The organism is Paenibacillus pectinilyticus, assembly GCF_001700435.1.
In the GTDB taxonomy this organism is placed as follows: Bacteria; Bacillota; Bacilli; order Paenibacillales; family NBRC-103111; genus Paenibacillus_E; species Paenibacillus_E pectinilyticus.
Window position 1 is genome coordinate 40,671 of sequence record NZ_LYPC01000028.1, and the last position, 17,597, is coordinate 58,267.

14 protein-coding genes are annotated in these 17,597 nt (G+C 44.6%); 3 read left to right on the forward strand and 11 right to left on the reverse strand.

Translation table 11 applies throughout. From position 1 onward, the window contains the following. Positions 1 to 130: 130 nt before the first annotated feature. From A8709_RS28025 to ilvB, 10 genes are all read right to left on the reverse strand, one after another. The gene (locus A8709_RS28025; protein ID WP_065857505.1) at positions 131 to 1,249 is read right to left on the reverse strand and encodes a Ger(x)C family spore germination protein; all 1,119 of its coding nucleotides are present in this window, start codon (positions 1,247 to 1,249) and stop codon (positions 131 to 133) included. Next, a complete protein-coding gene (locus A8709_RS28030; protein ID WP_065857507.1) occupies positions 1,246 to 2,346 on the reverse strand; it encodes a GerAB/ArcD/ProY family transporter in 1,101 nt (366 codons plus the stop codon). The genes A8709_RS28025 and A8709_RS28030 overlap by 4 nt, the downstream gene beginning before the upstream one ends. 34 nt (positions 2,347 to 2,380) lie before the next feature. Next, entirely contained in the window at positions 2,381 to 3,499 is a 1,119-nt protein-coding gene (locus tag A8709_RS28035; RefSeq protein WP_065857509.1) for a Ger(x)C family spore germination protein, read from the reverse strand. Beyond that, a complete protein-coding gene (locus A8709_RS28040) occupies positions 3,496 to 4,596 on the reverse strand; it encodes a GerAB/ArcD/ProY family transporter (protein ID WP_065857511.1) in 1,101 nt (366 codons plus the stop codon). The genes A8709_RS28035 and A8709_RS28040 overlap by 4 nt, the downstream gene beginning before the upstream one ends. Continuing rightward, positions 4,593 to 6,128: a spore germination protein gene (locus A8709_RS28045; protein WP_065857513.1), complete on the reverse strand. Its 1,536-nt coding sequence runs from the start codon at positions 6,126 to 6,128 to the stop codon at positions 4,593 to 4,595. The genes A8709_RS28040 and A8709_RS28045 overlap by 4 nt, the downstream gene beginning before the upstream one ends. Positions 6,129 to 6,291: 163 nt before the next feature. Further along, on the reverse strand, positions 6,292 to 7,488 hold the full coding sequence (locus A8709_RS28050; RefSeq protein ID WP_065857516.1) for an aminotransferase-like domain-containing protein: 1,197 nt from the start codon (positions 7,486 to 7,488) through the stop codon (positions 6,292 to 6,294). 92 nt (positions 7,489 to 7,580) lie between these two features. Continuing rightward, positions 7,581 to 9,128, reverse strand: a complete 1,548-nt coding sequence (locus A8709_RS28055) for a 2-isopropylmalate synthase (protein ID WP_065858668.1) — start codon at positions 9,126 to 9,128, stop codon at positions 7,581 to 7,583. 162 nt (positions 9,129 to 9,290) lie between these two features. Next, complete coding sequence (gene ilvC, locus A8709_RS28060; RefSeq protein ID WP_028554004.1) at positions 9,291 to 10,283, reverse strand: ketol-acid reductoisomerase; 993 nt, start codon at positions 10,281 to 10,283, stop codon at positions 9,291 to 9,293. Between the two features lie 146 nt (positions 10,284 to 10,429). Continuing rightward, entirely contained in the window at positions 10,430 to 10,918 is a 489-nt protein-coding gene (gene ilvN / locus A8709_RS28065) for an acetolactate synthase small subunit (protein ID WP_065857518.1), read from the reverse strand. Next, entirely contained in the window at positions 10,915 to 12,660 is a 1,746-nt protein-coding gene (ilvB, locus tag A8709_RS28070) for a biosynthetic-type acetolactate synthase large subunit (RefSeq protein WP_065857520.1), read from the reverse strand. The genes ilvN and ilvB overlap by 4 nt, the downstream gene beginning before the upstream one ends. A 518-nt stretch (positions 12,661 to 13,178) precedes the next feature. Here ilvB and A8709_RS28075 point away from each other — a divergent pair. The 3 genes from A8709_RS28075 (at position 13,179) to A8709_RS28085 (ending at position 17,135) form a co-directional block, all read left to right on the forward strand. Then, entirely contained in the window at positions 13,179 to 14,708 is a 1,530-nt protein-coding gene (locus A8709_RS28075) for a spore germination protein (RefSeq protein WP_065857522.1), read from the forward strand. Positions 14,709 to 14,777: 69 nt separating this feature from the next. Beyond that, the gene (locus A8709_RS28080; protein WP_244163339.1) at positions 14,778 to 16,010 is read left to right on the forward strand and encodes a Ger(x)C family spore germination protein; all 1,233 of its coding nucleotides are present in this window, start codon (positions 14,778 to 14,780) and stop codon (positions 16,008 to 16,010) included. A gap of 30 nt (positions 16,011 to 16,040) precedes the next feature. After that, positions 16,041 to 17,135, forward strand: a complete 1,095-nt coding sequence (locus tag A8709_RS28085; protein WP_065857524.1) for a GerAB/ArcD/ProY family transporter — start codon at positions 16,041 to 16,043, stop codon at positions 17,133 to 17,135. A gap of 92 nt (positions 17,136 to 17,227) precedes the next feature. Here A8709_RS28085 and rplT read toward each other — a convergent pair whose 3' ends face one another. Beyond that, complete coding sequence (rplT, locus tag A8709_RS28090) at positions 17,228 to 17,587, reverse strand: 50S ribosomal protein L20 (protein WP_028553998.1); 360 nt, start codon at positions 17,585 to 17,587, stop codon at positions 17,228 to 17,230. Positions 17,588 to 17,597: the final 10 nt, after the last annotated feature.

Below are 17,597 nucleotides of genomic sequence, written 5' to 3' on the forward strand. Positions count from 1 at the left end.
TTTTAGCAAACCTAGTTCGTTTGTGTGTCAATCCATATATCCTGACCTCATTGTACCATAAGTTAACATCTTACTTTAGATATAAAAGCTATCGCTTTTATAGGTAACACCTATCAATGTGAAGCCTTACCTATTCAGAGACTCCTATATTTTTCATCTCCACTTGTGTCGATACATGCACGGTTGCTTCAGAGAATGCTTTCCCCCAATTATCCGCTGCCTTTTTCCAGTCTTTATAGTGATGAGCGCGTACTTCAACACCAAATTGAAAAGGGTCTATTTGATATTTTTGAGCTTTTTTAATTAAATCCTCGCACTCTTTTTGCAACTGTTTCGCAATGACCTGTTCCAGTTTTGTTTTCTGTGCTTCTATATCTAAATCAAATAAGATCTCCGTCAACTCGATCGAAACCTTGATTCCCATATCGAAGGTCATATGATCATCTGTAAATGTCACCTTCAACTTGTTTTTTGCTTTTTTAATATTAAAGCTCACAAAGGACATCTTTTCCGTCGTATCAAACAGCTCAGGCGCAAAGTGAAAGGATAACGGTATGATGTTTTTGGTATCGCTCTGTAATAAGAGGAGTAGAGCACTTTCTTGATTATTCAAAGATGTCGCATAGGTACCATCTTTATGAAGCAGTGCCGTACCCGAAATGACAAGTTCATTCTTCTCTGGTTTCATGGCAGTTATGGCGGGTGTCATTCCCTTATCTTTCATTTGTTGATGAAATTGCTGTAAGGATGTTTGGACAGCCACTCTATTCTGATAAGCGCTATCTACCAAATCTCTAATTACGCTGGCGATCCGGCCTTTATCACTCATGTTCGTATACATGACATCTTTTACGTTACCATCAATCATAATCACATTCGCATTGATTTCATTGCGCGAGTCGCGAAAGAGAACATCTAAATAGGGAAAAGCATCCCTATTCTGAAGAAGTCGTTTTCCTATAAGAACATTCTGCGACTTGCCGTAAGCAAGGCTACCACTCGTCTTACTGTTAATCACTTCTTTGGAAATGCGCATTGAATTTGCCCTTGCGAATGTAATTTTATATTTATCCTTGGCAATACCGTTGAAAACAGGTGTTGACGTATAGACGACAAATTTATTATTCTCATCGAAATCAATAGCTTCCGTAAGAACAAATTGTTGATTCTCTATATACACAGCTTTCGTACACCCTGTTATACAGAATAAAATGGCCATGACTAAACAAAGGGACTTAACATTCTTCATTGTTTTGCTTCCTTTCTAACGAAATGAAACAACCATCCGTATATCCATAGGAAAATCGGAAACACAACGGAGATAATAATACCCACAGCGACCCAAGATTTGACCATTTGCATGATTTGAAAAGCACTAGGGATATAAAAGAATGAAGCTATGACCCACAGGAATAGGAGGATACGCAAAGGATTTCGATGATCCTGCTTACCGAGTAATTGACTTATGCCTAACATGGATACATAGAGGCTAGGTATAACCGACATGATAATCAAGGCCAAATAAAAGGATAAACTGACAATTTCTAGACGTTCCATAAACGGTAAGTGAATAACCTTCAACAAATTAAGCACGGGGAATAAATAATCTGTGATCTCCAGGGGAGAGAATCGAATAAAACTGACTAAGGTCGTCGTTAAATAGACGAGCATCGTTAAGGAATTAGCAATTACAATTCCCTTCGCAGCTGATTTCTTGTCCTTTAGAAATGGATACAGGATAAAAGCCAGTTCAAATCCAAGGAAAGAAAGGACGGTTGATTTGGCTGAATCAAGGATAGGCAATATGCCCTCCTTCCCAATTGGGAAGAGATACATCCACTCGGTATCCTTTAATGCAAACAGCAATAACAACGGCATCCACATCGTGAACACACATACGAGTTCAGCATACATTCCGATCATCCTTATTCCATGCTTGGTAACCATGTAAATTGGAATAATGAGTAGGATCATTAAAATGTAGTTGGATACATTCTGTAATATCCAAATTTTAATAATGTGAATGGTCGAAAACAAGATGGTACTAGCAATATATGCTTCTGCAACACTCCAAAGGAGGGTGATTCCTTTCCCGCCCCACTTACCAAAATATTTAGAAACAATCTCAAATATGGTGTATCCAGGATTTTTCTCCATAACACGGATGATGATAAGGCTCAACAACATAGCCAACATCCATCCAATAATTATGCCCATCCATCCGTCAGTCCCAGCCTTTTTAGCTAAATCGCGGGGAAGGGACAGCACTCCAATCCCGACTTGTGCTTCACATATAATAAGAATGAATTGAATCAAGGAGATTTGATTAAACGAATACTTGTTCATGGTCAAACTCCCCTTTCTGCCTATTGACCTAGTGTTAATTGGCGACTCCAGTATTTTGGATAGTAACCTGTGGAGAAATAGTAACTGTTGCTTCCGACAGAGCTCCTCCCCAGTTTCCTTCTATTTTTTTCCAGTCTTTATATTCCTTCGCCCGCATAATAATCCCAAAACCGAAAGGGTCAATTTGATTTTTTTGAGCTTTCGTAATTAGGTCCTGGCACTCTCTTTGAAGTTCTTGTTCAATCGCGAGTTCCAACTGTTTTGTCTGTTTCTTCAAATCGATATGAAACATCATTTCCAACAATCCGATCTGTACGTTCATCCGGATACGAAGGGTAAGATGGTTATTTTCATATTCAGGGTCGATAGATAACTTTGCCCTTTTGATTTCTAAACTCACATAGGACATCTCATCATCGGTATGAAAAAGCTCCGGAGACAGATGAAACGAAAGCGGTATTGGATTATTCGTATCGCGTTGTAACAACAGCAGCAAAGAGCTTTCTTGAGTACCCAAAGAAGTAGCGTACGTACCGTCTTCATGTAATAGTGCAGCCCCTGCGATGACAAGGTCGTTCTTTTCTACTCTCATTTCAGGAATGCTTGGGGTTATGGCAGTATCCATCATTTGTTGATGATATTTCTGTAAGGTAGCTCGCGGTGAAATACCTCCCTTATATGTACTTTCTACTAATTGTTTGATCACATTGCCTACCCGGCCTTTATCATCCATTTTTGTATGCAGGACTTCTTCAAGTGTCCCATCGACTACAATCACATTGGCATTAATTTCATTTTTCGGATCGCGAAAGAATACATCCAGATAAGGGAATACACTCTTTTGCTTCAGTAATTTTTTCCCTATAAGAATACTCTGTAATTTACCAGGCGCCACATTACCATTTAATCTCGACTCTAGTTTCATCTTCGCTTGACGAATGGTATCTACAGTTACCGTGGTTAGTTTATTTTTAACTGTTGCTTCTCTACTGAAAACAGGAATTGAAGAATAAAGAACGAGTCTATTCTCTTCATTTAGATCAATGCCCTCAGCAATAAAAAATCGTTGCGTATCGATATATACCGCTTTGCCGCATCCCGAAATCATGAATAATGCCGTACCGGTCAGTAATAAATGCCGCCATTTCTTCATTGTTTCTGTTCCTTTCTACGCCGATGAAACATCCATCCATACATCCACAGGAAAATGGGAAACACATATGCCAAATAGGTACCCGCCATCCCCCACGACTTACTCATTTGCATAACTTGTGTAGAAGATGGGATGAAAACAAACGACAAGAGAAGCCACAAGATTAGAACGATTCGTAACACGTTTCGATGATCCTGCTTGCCAAATAATTGAACAGTGCCTAGCACCGCCGTGTACAGATAGGGAATAATCGTCATAAACAACAGCAATAAATAGACCGATAGAGATAAAATTTCCAATCGTTCTAAAAACGGCAACTGGATAAGCTTCAATAAGTTAAGCGTAGGATAGGGATAATCGCTGATCTCGTCCGGAGAAAACTTAATAAAACTAATGACGGTCACCGTTAAAAAAATAAGCATGGAAATGGAATTGGCAATAATGATTCCTTTGGACGCGTTTTTCTTATCCTTTAGGAAAGGGTATAGAATGAAAGCCAATTCAAACCCTAGAAACGAAAGGATGGTTGATTTGACAGTTGATAGGATGGGCATTATTCCTTCCTTACCGATAGGAAGAAGAAACAGCCATTGCGTGTTCTTGAATGTGAAAAAGATCAACAATGCGATCCAGATAGAGACTACAAAAACAAGTTCAGCAAAGTAGCCAATTACCCTTAATCCGTGCTTTGTGATCATATAGATCGGGATGATAAACAGAATCATCAATATAACGTCCTGCATATTCGGTACAATCCATAGCTTGATAATATACACCGTCGAAAACATAACCACGCTTGCTGCATACACCGTATAGGAAATCCAAACGACAGTTACACCTTTACCTATCCATTTACCAAAGTAGTGAGACACAAGTTCGACAAGCGTAAAACCGGGATTTCTCTCCATGATCTGCACGATAACTAAACTTACTAATACGGATAGCACCCAACCCAGTAGAATGGATATCCAGCCATCCGTACCTGCAGTTTCAGCTATATCTCGTGGAAGGGAAAGGACACCGATCCCAATCTGGGCTTCAAATATAATGAAAATATATTGTTTTAAGGAAATTTGATTCATTACATATTTGCTCATGCTTCATCTTCACCTTCTCTGTTTGCACCTTGTCTGATAAGTTGCGCTGGATCGGCTGAGAGCGGGCGTTTTTTCATTTTCCACATCGGAAGTCGAAGCCATACATCTTTCCAATCCGAGAAGCGCATGGGTGCAAGTGGGCTGCCATAGGATATGCCGAATGATTCCATGGAAATCAGGTGAGCCCCAAGGATCATCAGCCCAACCATAATGCCAACCATACCGAACACAGCGGCCAGAAACATCATGGGAAAGCGCAGCAACCGCAGCGAGGAGGACATGTCATAATCGGGGATAATAAACGAGGAAATTGCCGTGATGGCCACGATAATCACCATAATATTACTTACCACCCCAGCTTGCACCGCCGCCTGACCGATGACAATACCTCCTACGACCCCTATCGTTTGCCCAATTGGACCGGGTAGACGCAAACCCGCTTCCCTTAGCATTTCTAGGGATATCTCCATGAGCAGTGCCTCAACAATCGGTGGAAATGGCACCCTTTCTCTGGATTCTCCAATGGATATCAATAAATCCAAAGGAAGTACTTCATAGTGAAACGAAACAATCGATATATAGATGGCTGATAAAGAAATTGTCGTAATTAAAGCCAGATAGCGTAATAAACGCAGAAAAGTGGCAATGACCCAGCGATTGCTGTAATCATCCACACTCTGGAAGAAGGCCGAAAAGGTAACGGGAGCAACGATCACACTAGGTGAATGATCTACAACGACGACAATTCTTCCTTGCAAAATATGAGCTGCTGCAGAATCTGGGCGTTCCGTCATAATTAACTGAGGAAATAGGCTAATCGGATGATCTTCTATGTATTCCGCTAATTCTCCCGTATTTAAAATGGCGTCCACATTAATCTGCAGCAATCGATCTTCCATTTCAACTACAAAATCAGGGTTTACAACATCTTCAAGATACATAATAGAAACACTTGTATGTCCCCTGGCACCAATACTATATTCTTTTATTCTCAGTTCGCGATTTGGAATATAGCGCCGAATCATGGCAATATTCTGCCCCGACGTCTCAACGAATCCCTGATGGGATCCTTTTAACGTCGATTCGATTTGCGGTTCTTTAATGGCTCTCTGCGGCCATCCTTGCGTATGTAAAACAAGTGCTTTCAGCTGTCCCTCTATAAACAAAATACTCTTTCCATCAAAAATGCAACCTTCAAGATACGACCATTGCGTTGCAACTTCTGTTTTCGCTATCGTCGTGGAAGATTCCCAAATATCGTTCAGCGTTTCAATTTCATAAATGAGCGGTTTGAGAATGTTATTATTTATCGCTGATTTATCGATAAGCCCATCCAAATAAACAAGGACAGCCTGGTCCCCTGTTTTCAACTGGAGCTTACGAATAACAAGATCTGGAGCATGGCTAAATAAGGTATGCAGGGTAAGTAAGTTTTCTTCCAGATTTCCTGAAAGCGGTTGGTTAGTCGGATCAGCTGCTTTCTTGATTGGAGTTGATCTTAAGCCATTTAACCATTTCCTGATCGTCCCCATCTGTGCACCACCGTTCCTAATTCATGTACACAAAATTTTCCCACTTTTAGGTAAAATTATTCACCGATGGTTAGACATCATTAGAAGGGCACGAGGAACATGATACATGTGCCTAAACGCAAAAAAACACCCAAAGCCCGAAAGCTTTAGGTGTTTCTCATCTTTATGCGTTTTGCAAATACGATTCCATCGCTTTCGCGAGCTTCTTCATACCGAGAACCGTTGTCTCACGATCTGTGTGCGTGTAGTTCAAGCGCATAGTGTTGTAGCGCGGTTTTTCAGAGAAGAACGGTGAACCTGGAACGAAGGCAACGCCTTCTTGCACGGCGATTTTCAAAAGATCCTCCGCACGAATTTGCTCAGGAAGCTCCACCCAGATGAACATGCCACCCTTCGGTTCTTCCCATTTCAAACCAGGCCAGTTCAGCTCAGCGAGCAGCCCTGACATGAACTTCATCCGGTCCAAATACTGTTCACGGATTAAGGAAATATGCGCGTCCAGGTCAAAATGCTCAAGCAAATGATAAAGCGTTTGCTGATCAATCGTACTGGAGTGCAAATCCGCAGATTGCTTAAAGCGCGCTACCTGACGAATGATTTCTTGGTCTCCCATGACCCAGCCTGTACGGAATGCAGGAGCGACTGTTTTGGAGAACGTGCTCGTGTAGACAACGTTCCCTCCTTCAGCCTTCCCACCTAGCGAGTAAACGGTTGGGTAGGTTTCGTTCTCATCAAACTGGATTTCCCCGTATGGATCATCTTCCAAAATAAGAACATCAGCACCGCGGCAAATATCCAGCAAGCCTTGACGACGTTCCAAGCTCCATGCACGACCGGCAGGGTTCGAGAACGTTGGAATGACATAGACCATCTTCGGATTATGCTGTGCAACTTTCGCTGCTAAATCGTCCAACAGCATGCCATCGCTGTCACTGTCGACGGAATAAACCTTCGCGCCTTTGGCTTGAAACACTTGGATAGCCGACAAGTAAGTCGGGCTCTCAACAAGAATGACATCGCCTGCATCAATGTAGACGCGCGTCAAAAGATCGATCGCTTGCTGTGAACCTGTCGTTAGCAGCATCTCATCTGGCGTCACGATCATGTTCTTCGCCGCCATACGCTTGCATAAGGATTCACGCAAAGGCTTGTAACCTTCAGTCAAACCATATTGCAGCGCAGACTTGCCGCCTTCAATCACTCGTTTGAACGCTTCGCTAACGGCGTCTAACGGGAAAAACTCTTCAGCAGGCAGTCCGCCAGCAAAAGAAATAATCGAGCTCCCTTGTGTCAGCTTAAGAATTTCTCTTACAGCTGACGATGAGAAGCCTTCCAACGATTTAGAAAATCGATATTTCATAGAGGGACGCATCCTTTCGCATTTGTAGAAAGCACCCCTCCTCGAGTCGTGGAGGTGAGGTGCTAATCCGGGTAGCCTTATCGCTAAGAGAATTATATTAACGTAACGTTGCTTCTGTTACTTGTTGGATTTTTGCGCTTATCGATCAGTCTGTTCACAGCATCCAGATACGCTTTCGCGCTTGCTTCTAGAATATCTGTGGATATGCCGCGTCCTTGAACAGAAATGTTCTCCTGTTTCAGGACCACGTGTACTTCACCAAGCGCATCTTTTCCGTGCGAAACGGATTTGATGGAATAGTCGTCAAGCTCCACGTTTTCTTGCGTCGCTTTATCAATCGCGTTATAAATCGCGTCAACGGATCCATTACCAACTGCGCTTTCAGCCACTTCGCTGCCATCTTGGAAGCGAACATGAACGGTAGCGGTTGGTGTCATTTGGTTGCCGTAAGCAACTTGAAGCGTGCCAAGCGCGAAAATTTCCGGCGTCTCGATCAATTTTTCTTCGATCAGCGCGCGAATATCTTCGTCTTCGACTTGCTTCTTGCGATCTGCCAAATCTTTAAACTTAGCAAAAGCCGCATTGACTTGCTCATCGCTGAGCTCGTAGCCGAGATCAATTAATTTCTCACGGAATGCGTGGCGTCCGGAGTGTTTGCCCATGACGAGCTTACTTTCCTTCACACCGATTGTTTCCGGGGACATAATCTCGTAAGTCGTTTTCTCTTTGAGCATGCCATCCTGATGGATGCCGGACTCATGCGCGAAGGCGTTAGCGCCAACGATCGCCTTGTTGCCTGGAACCACCATGCCTGTCAGCTTGCTGACCAGACGGCTGGTGCGGTAGATCTCGTTCAACACAAGTGAAGTCTTCGCTTGGTAGAAGTCCTGGCGTGTTTCCAGCGCCATAACAACTTCCTCGATCGAGGTGTTCCCTGCGCGCTCGCCAATTCCGTTAATGGTGCCTTCGATTTGATCGGCACCATTCAGAACCGCTGCGAGCGCGTTCGCCGTAGCCATGCCTAAGTCGTCATGACAGTGCGCGCTCAACTGAATTTTCTCAATGCCGGGAACGGTTTCCTTCAGCATTTTGAAAATATTACCGTAGTCATACGGCGTCATGTAGCCAACGGTATCCGGAATATTCACGACAGAAGCGCCAGCACGAATCGCCATGCTTGTCACTTCAGCAATGAAGTCTAGCTCCGTACGACCCGCATCCTCAAGTGAAAACTCGATTTTGCTGAAATATTTCTTCGCATATTTAATCGCTGCTTCTGCTGCCTCCAGCACTTGATGCTTCTCCATCCGCAGCTTATGCTGACGGTGAATAGGCGACGTAGCAAGGAATAGATGGATACACGGATCCTGTGCACCCTGAAGTGCTTCACGCACAGCCTCGATATCATTCTCTCTTGCACGGGACAAGCCGATAACAGAAGCGTTCTTAATCGCTTTAGCGACCGCATTCACACCTGCTAAGTCCCCTGGAGATGCCGCAGGAAAACCAGCCTCCATGCGATCTACACCCAGCTTCTCTAGCTGTAAGGCGATTTCAACCTTCTCCTGTGTATTCAGGTTCACACCTGGGGATTGCTCACCATCGCGAAGGGTTGTATCAAAAATATAAATTTTACGCACCATGTCACCTCCCAAAAGGATTTGATAAAAATTACTTTGAAAGCATTTGCTGCTTTACGATTTCCATGTCGTTATAGTATTCACAGGGAGCAATTGGGAAATTCTCCTCAATCACTCCCTGTGGAATGTACAGCTATAAAATTCAATAATGGCGTTACGTTATTATTTTTTGATCCAGTGCATCATTTCGCGCAATTGGGAACCAACAACCTCGATTGGGTGTTGAGCTTCGTTACGACGCGTTGCGTTCATGAATGCAAAGTTGGATTGGTTTTCCAAGATGAAGTCGCGAGCGAATTTACCTTGTTGGATATCGGAAAGAACTTCTTTCATTGCTTTTTTCGTTTCAGCTGTGATGATACGAGGTCCAGTTACATAGTCACCGTACTCAGCTGTGTTGGAGATGGAACTACGCATGGAAGCAAGTCCGCCTTCATACATCATATCAACGATCAATTTCAATTCGTGCAGACACTCGAAGTAAGCCATTTCTGGTGCATAGCCTGCTTCAACCAATGTTTCGAAACCAGCTTTAACTAGTTCAGAAGCACCGCCACAAAGAACTGCTTGCTCACCGAACAAATCAGTTTCTGTTTCTTCACGGAAAGAAGTTTCGATAACGCCTGCACGTGTACAGCCGATACCTTTTGCATAAGCAAGACCGATTGCTTTTGCATTGCCAGTCGCATCTTTCTCGATTGCGATCAAGCCAGGTACACCAAAGCCTTCAACGTACGTACGACGTACCATGTGACCAGGGGATTTAGGAGCTACCAAGAATACATCTGTACCTTCAGGAGCAACGATTTGTCCGAAATGGATGTTAAATCCGTGGGAGAACATGATAGCTGCGCCTTTTTTCATGTTCGGTTGAATGGACTCTTTGTAAACGCGAGCTTGTGTCTCATCCGGCATCAAAATTTGGATAACGTCAGCGCGACGTGCCGCTTCTTCTACAGATACAACTTCGAAACCATCGTTTTTAGCTGCGTTCCATGAACGGCCTTCACGAAGTCCGATAATAACGTTCAACCCACTGTCACGCAAGTTTTGTGCTTGTGCATGCCCTTGGGAACCATAACCTACAACCGCAATCGTTTTACCTTTAAGTACCGCTAAGTCTGCATCTTTTTCATAGTAAGTAGTAACTGCCATTCGAATAAATCCTCCTTTGATATAATGAATCCGTTTTGTCTACCCCTTGAGTGGGTGTTTCAACGATTTACCGTGGTACTCCGCTGAAACCCCCACTCAAGGAGAGGTATTGCTGGTAGAACTCGTGGTATTTCTTTACAAAAAATTTATTTAACGGTACCGCGAATCATCGCAGTAACGCCCGTACGGGAAAGTTCACGAATGCCATATGGACGAAGCAATTCAACCATAGCATCTATTTTATCTGAATCTCCAACAACTTGCACGATCAATGAAGCAGGACCGATATCAACAACGGCTGCGCGGAACGTTTCAACGATACCCAGGATTTCTGGGCGCATGATCGGCTCAGCATTTACTTTGATAAGTGCAAGCTCTCTCGCTACCATTGGGTTGGAGCTCAAGTCCACAACCTTGATAACGTCGATCAACTTGTACAATTGCTTGGAGATTTGTTCCAGCGTATTATCATCACCCGTAGTTACAATAACCATCCGGGAAAGTCCGTTTTCCTCGGACTCTCCTACGGTGATGCTTTCAATGTTAAAGCCTCTGCGTCCGAACAAACCAGATACACGCTGCAGGACACCAGGCTGATTATTTACGAGTACGGAAACTGTATGTTTAGTTGTCATTCCGAATCCCCCATTAACATGTCACTAATTGTATCGCCTGCTTTAACCATTGGGAACACGTTCTCGCCCTTCGGTACGACGAAATCAATAACGACAGGCCCCGGAGTATCCAGCGCTTCCTGCCATACTCTTCTTGCTTCTTCTTTCGTCGTCGCGCGCAAGCCTTTCACGCCGTAAGCTTCTGCCAGCTTAACGAAGTCAGGGCTTCCTGCCAAATCGATGTGGCTATAACGGTTCTCATAAATGATTTCTTGCCATTGACGAACCATACCAAGCACTTGGTTGTTGATAATAACAATCTTAACTGGAATGTTATTGATCGCACAGATCGCAAGTTCTTGTGCACACATCTGAACGCCGCCGTCACCGTTGATGGAAACAACCAGTTTATCCGGGTTCCCCATTTGAGCGCCGATCGCCGATGGGAATCCGAAGCCCATTGTGCCAAGTCCACCTGACGTTACAAGGGAGCGTGGGTTTTTGAACTTATAGAACTGCGCGGCCCACATTTGATGCTGACCAACGTCAGTTGTAACGATCGCTTCACCTTTAGTCGTTTCGCTGATCATCTCAATCACGTATTGCGGTTTAAGCTCAGTTTCGGTATCGCCGTATTTCAACGGGAACTTCTCTTTACTCTCTTGCAATTCAGTGATCCAAGCTGCGCTTTTCGCAGGCTTCGCTTTCGTATTGGCATATTCGAGAACGGCCTTCACATCGCCTACGCAAGGAATATCCGTTTTCACGTTTTTGCCGATTTCCGCTGGATCTACATCGATATGCGCGATTAGTTTCACTTTTGGAGCAAAACCATTCAAATTCATCGTTACACGATCATCAAATCGGGATCCGATGGAGATCAGAAGATCTGCGTTCTGGATCGCTGTGTTCGCTGTAAACGTTCCGTGCATCCCTGGCATTCCGAGCCATAGCTCGTGTGCACTTGGGAAGCCGCTTAAGCCCAGCAACGTCGTTGCAACAGGGATCCGTGTTTTGTTAACAAACTCGATCAATTCCTTGGAAGCATCCGCATAGACAACGCCGCCGCCTGCAATGATAACCGGACGTTCAGCTTCTTCAATCGCCTTGATCAGTTTATCAACTTGCAGCTTATTCGGTTGAACCGTAGGATTGTAACCACGAATGCTTACATCCTTAGCTGGCTTAAATATCGTTTTATGAGCGGAGACATCCTTTGGTATGTCAATGAGAACCGGGCCCTTACGTCCTGAGTTCGCAATATGGAAAGCTTCATGAATGATACGCGGCAGGTCATTTACGTCTCTAACTAGGTAGCTGTGCTTCGTAATCGGCATCGTAATCCCTGTGATGTCCGCTTCTTGGAAAGCATCGGTACCGATGAAGTTCGTTGCAACGTTACCTGTAATAACAACCAGAGGAACAGAATCCATATATGCTGTAGCAATCCCTGTGACGAGGTTCGTAGCCCCCGGTCCGGAAGTTGCGATACATACACCAACTTTACCAGTCGAACGAGCATAGCCGTCGGCTGCGTGAATTGCGCCTTGTTCATGTCTAGTCAACAAGTGATTGAAATCATCAAATCCATGCATCGCATCATAGATGTACAGTACAGCGCCGCCTGGGTATCCAAAGACGCAGTCCACACCCTCCAGCAACAAGCTTCTTAGCAAAATTTCGGAACCTGTAATCAGGTCTGGCTGCGTCAGCTTCTCAATTAGTTCTTCTTTAGAGCGTTTTGGTTCAGTTTGAACATTCATTGTGATCCTCCTCTCAAAAAGTCAATACATGTCATCGTCAATCTTCCATGAAAATAAGAAAAACCCCTATCATCCCGCGCACGCACAAAGCGTGTCAACGGGACGAAAGGGGTTTAAGCTTCCGTGGTACCACCCAAATTTGCTATATGCCTCACAGCACATAACCTTAGCAGGTATGTTCATGAATGAACATTACCTTCAGCACGATAACGTGTGCTCTTCCGGTTCTCCCTAATATGTGCAGGCAACCTGCTCATTTCAGGAAAACAGCTCCGAGGTGACTTCGTACGTAAGGGATTAAGGCGATGGTTTCAGCAAGTCCAACGCTCTCTGCGCATAAGTGCCCTTATTACTTCTTCCTCTTCATAGCGATTCATTCGTATGCTTCACCATATCGAATATGATTAAAGATTATTATATGCATCTGACGACCAATAGTCAATAGGGAAATCGAATAAAAGAATGGAAAGTGAGAGAAGATAATACCAATTCTATGGAAAGTTCTGAGGAGGCCAACCATGAAACCGTCTCTGCAAGTCCCTTTCCCCATGTCTACATCCCTGCAAGACAACGTCAAATGGCTTCATCATAAATTAGGTCAAAGCTCCGATGTGTATTATCGTCAATTAGAAATTGGCGCTTATCCTGACACGAACAGCGTAGCTTTATTTTACATCGATGGCCTCGTCCAGTATGACATTTTGAATGAACATGTATCCAAGCCACTCCTCTCTGCACATGAGAACGAAGACTACTGGGGGCAAGATATCTGCTTCCACGATTTGCTGTGTCAGGCGATCACGATCAGCGAATTATCCTTCAGTAAGGAAGGAACGGACGTCGTAGCTGCCCTCCTGGGAGGCAGTACGATCCTCATTGCGGACGGTTATGACGAGGTCATCATTGCTGGCACGGCAGGCTGGGACAAGCGGGCCATTGAAGAACCGCAGACACAAACTGTCGTACGGGGTCCGAAAGAAAGCTTCACCGAAGATATCAGAACAAATACCTCCTTACTTCGCAGGAAAATTAGATCACCTGATCTTCGCTTTATCTCGCTGCGCATCGGTCGTTATACCCAGACTGAGGTCATTATCTCGTATTTGGATGGCCTTGCCGATGAAAGGGTTGTCGAGGAGGCTAAATCGCGGTTAGAGCGGATTGATACAGATAGTATTTTGGAAAGCGGCTATATCGAAGAGTACATTGAGGATGTAACCTACTCGCCATTCCCCACCATCATGAATTCCGAGCGGCCTGATGCCGTTGCCGCAGGTCTTCTTGAAGGTCAGATCGCGATTCTCGTGGACGGTACGCCCTTCGTCTTACAGGCGCCAGTTACCTTCTTCAGCTTTATGAAATCAAGTGAAGATTACTATCAGCGGTTTGACATCGCAACGTTCATACGTGCCATTCGTTACATTTCCTTCTTCGTTTCGATGCTGCTCCCATCGCTATACATCGCCGTCACGACGTTTCATCAGGAAATGCTTCCGACGACCCTGCTCATCTCATTGGCTGCCCAACGCGAAAGCGTTCCCTTCCCAGCTCTTTTAGAAGCTCTTCTTATGGAAGTTACATTCGAGGTTCTTCGTGAAGCTGGTGTCCGGATGCCGCGTGTGATCGGATCAGCCATCTCCATTGTCGGGGCACTTGTACTTGGACAAGCGTCTGTTCAAGCTGGTTTAGTGTCAGCCGCGATGGTGATTATCGTTTCCTTCACGGCGATTTCGAATTTCGTTACACCAGCTCTGAATATGGCCGTTGCTGCCCGGTTAATTCGCTTCGGGCTGATGCTTCTCGCTGGCTCTTTCGGCTTATTCGGTATCTTGACGGGCTGCATGGCCATCTTGATTCACTTAGCTTCACTTCGTTCCTTTGGTGTGCCTTATCTGACACCTATCTCTCCATTGGTTGTAAGCTCTCTGAAAGATACCTTGATCCGGGTGCCGCGATGGTTAGTCGGCTTGCGCCCTTTCACTCGTACCAACAAAACAAGACAAACCCCTTATGATAAGCCTTCTCCACCTAGAAAAGATCGTTCATGATACAACATTTATCTAGCCCTTTTAAGGAGGAGCGAACGCGTGTAAGAGACCCTCTGGGAGGTTATCGTCATGAATCTAAACGTGATACGTTCCATGCTGAGTCTGATGATCCTCAGTTCGTGCTGCCTGCTGCTGACAGGCTGTTGGGATCGCAAAGAATTAAACCAGCTAGCCATCACCTCGGCAACCTCCATCGATTGGGACGGGAAAGTATGGACCGTTTCCTACCAGGTGGTTATTCCCCAATCCATCGCCAACCCCAATACAGGGGGAAGTCCTGGGCAACAAGCGCCTGTTATGGTCTTCTCCACGAGCGGGGGTTCGATTCGGGGAGCTGTCCAGCAATCCAGCTTAGAAATGCCGCGCTCTTTATTTTTTGCCCATAATCGTATTGTTGTTATCGGGGAAAATGCCGCTAAAGAAGGGATTTCTCAACTATTGGACGTGTACCTGCGCAACTCCGACTCACGTGAGACAGTAAGCATATTAGTCACACACGGAGAAGGAAGAAAAATTCTAGAACAGATCATTCCTCTGGAAAAAGTACCCGGAGCCGCGATTAAAAACATGATCAAAAATGAGGAGAAAAATGGCTCTAACTTCAAACAGATTATGATGTACCAATTCATGATGGGGATTTCTGGTGACTCCCCTTTCACACTTGTCCCTGAAATTATCATCTCGGGTGAAGGGGAAAACGACACCATCGCCTCGCTCAAAAAAACCTTCTTCACAAACAAGCTTAAGCTAGGAAAAATGGCTGTCTTCAATAAAGATAAATTAATTGGCTGGATTACACCTCATGATAGCTATGGTATCAGTTGGATTCGGGATACGATTCAGCATACGACCTTATTCTTTGGCTGTTCAAAGGACAACAAAGATGTTAAAGCAGCACTTCGCGTCGATCGCAGCAAAAGCAGCATGAAGCCCATCCTATCCCGTGATGGCAGCCTAATTATGCATGTTGATGTAAAAGCAGTGGGCACTCTCAACGAAAGCGCCTGCCCCAATGACCCAACGCAACCCATGGATCTACAGGCCATTGAGCAAAATGCCAGTGCTGAAATTGCCAACCTCATGTCCGACGGGTTCCGTTCCGCAGTTCAAGAAAAGGCAGATGTTTTTCACTTTGCAGATTTGATCCATAAACATCATCCAAAACTATGGAAACAATTGAAGCCTAATTGGGAAGAACAATTCGCCAATCTGCAATTAGAAACGAACGTACAGGTAAAAATCTCAAGAATCGGTATGAGTGGTAAATCATTTATGGAAATGACGAAAGACACTGGTGACTAATCATTTAATGGGGGAAGGAGGCACAGACTAATGGGCGATCGCATTACGAACTATCAGTTGGTTGTTATGATTATTCTATTCCAAATCGGAAGCACACCGCTGTTCGCTTTAGGCAGTAGTGCCAAACAGGACTCCTGGCTCGCTATGCTCGCTGCAGCCATGGCAGGGTTTCTTTTACTGCTCATGTTTCTTGCCATTCAACGCAGGGCACCCGATCAGAATTTGCTGGGCCTCTTTCGCTTGTCTTTTGGTAAAATCGGCGGCAGTTGCCTAGGCGTCGTCTTTGCCATTTATTTTGCCTACGAATCCATGAGAAATGTCCGAGATTTCGGTGAAATCTCGAATCTAACTTTGCTGAGTACGACTCCTAAATACATCACCATGTTCATCATTTTACTACTCGCGTCATATGCAATTCTGATGGGCGTCGATACGCTGTTCCGTGTTACAGAGACTTTGCTCCCTCTTGTTACCTTGAGCTATGGTTTTCTTATTCTCCTGATCTGTATAGCCGGGTTAATCCAATTCGACAATGTCCTTCCTATCTTGGAAAATGGCTTAACACCCGTACTCAAAGCCGCTTTCCCTGATATCGTCTCCTTCCCCTTCGGTCAGATGGTTATTTTCTTCATGATTTGGCACATGCTGCCCGATAAACAGAAGGTAAAGAAGCTCAGCCTTGTCGCTTACACGATTGTTGCCCTCTTCTTGGTTGCCATGAATATCCTAAACGTCACCATATTGGGTACCACGCTTGTTGCAAACAGCACACTACCGTTTTTAGAGATCGTGCAGCTTATCGAGGTTGGTGATATTTTGGAACGGTTGGATGTCCTGGTTACATTGCTCCTTTTTCTTGGCTTATTCGTTAAAATGACGGCGTTTTACTGGGGATCCGTGTATGCATGTGCCTACTTATTCCCCTTCTGGCGGAAACACACTTGGGTAATCATCGTCGGCAGCCTGATCTTCTTTACCTCCTTTCTTGAGCCTAATTATTCGATCCATACCTGGCTAGGACTCAAAGTCGTTGTAAAGGTCTATCCGCTGTTTCAGGTCATTATTCCGATGGTCATGTTTATTGTCATGCTGATTCGTAAAACGCAAGTGCCACAGTCCACCTAGGTGTTACATTTCACATTTCACATCTGGACTTCTGGACATAACAAAAGAGCCTGCCCCCTTGCGGGGACAGGCTCTATATCGTGAAACGCAGCTTACGCGTTTACTTTCGCTTTTGCAGCTGTTGCCAAATCGTTGAACGCTTTGGAATCATTCACAGCTAGGTCAGCCAAGATTTTACGGTTAACTTCGATACCAGCCAATTTAAGGCCGTGCATCAATTTGCTGTAGCTCAAGCCGTTTTGACGAGCGCCTGCATTGATACGAGTAATCCAAAGTCTACGGAAGTTACGTTTTGTTTGACGACGGTCACGGTATGCATATACCAATGATTTCATTACTTGTTCTTTAGCTGTTTTAAATAAGCGGTGCTTGGAACCGAAATAACCTTTTGCTAATTTCAAAATTTTCTTACGACGGTGAGCGCGAATAAATCCGCCCTTGACTCTTGCCATTGTGAACTAC

What these genes read in the sequence shown, in the direction of transcription:
- rplT (WP_028553998.1), bottom strand. Translation starts at nt 17,587, where the DNA reads ATGGCAAGAGTCAAGGGCGGATTTATTCGCGCTCACCGTCGTAAGAAA.
- ilvB (WP_065857520.1), bottom strand. Translation starts at nt 12,660, where the DNA reads ATGAATGTTCAAACTGAACCAAAACGCTCTAAAGAAGAACTAATTGAG.
- ilvN (WP_065857518.1), bottom strand. Translation starts at nt 10,918, where the DNA reads ATGACAACTAAACATACAGTTTCCGTACTCGTAAATAATCAGCCTGGT.
- A8709_RS28075 (WP_065857522.1), top strand. Translation starts at nt 13,179, where the DNA reads ATGAAACCGTCTCTGCAAGTCCCTTTCCCCATGTCTACATCCCTGCAA.
- A8709_RS28080 (WP_244163339.1), top strand. Translation starts at nt 14,778, where the DNA reads ATGAATCTAAACGTGATACGTTCCATGCTGAGTCTGATGATCCTCAGT.
- A8709_RS28035 (WP_065857509.1), bottom strand. Translation starts at nt 3,499, where the DNA reads ATGAAGAAATGGCGGCATTTATTACTGACCGGTACGGCATTATTCATG.
- A8709_RS28085 (WP_065857524.1), top strand. Translation starts at nt 16,041, where the DNA reads ATGGGCGATCGCATTACGAACTATCAGTTGGTTGTTATGATTATTCTA.
- ilvC (WP_028554004.1), bottom strand. Translation starts at nt 10,283, where the DNA reads ATGGCAGTTACTACTTACTATGAAAAAGATGCAGACTTAGCGGTACTT.
- A8709_RS28040 (WP_065857511.1), bottom strand. Translation starts at nt 4,596, where the DNA reads ATGAGCAAATATGTAATGAATCAAATTTCCTTAAAACAATATATTTTC.
- A8709_RS28050 (WP_065857516.1), bottom strand. Translation starts at nt 7,488, where the DNA reads ATGAAATATCGATTTTCTAAATCGTTGGAAGGCTTCTCATCGTCAGCT.
- A8709_RS28025 (WP_065857505.1), bottom strand. Translation starts at nt 1,249, where the DNA reads ATGAAGAATGTTAAGTCCCTTTGTTTAGTCATGGCCATTTTATTCTGT.
- A8709_RS28030 (WP_065857507.1), bottom strand. Translation starts at nt 2,346, where the DNA reads ATGAACAAGTATTCGTTTAATCAAATCTCCTTGATTCAATTCATTCTT.
- A8709_RS28045 (WP_065857513.1), bottom strand. Translation starts at nt 6,128, where the DNA reads ATGGGGACGATCAGGAAATGGTTAAATGGCTTAAGATCAACTCCAATC.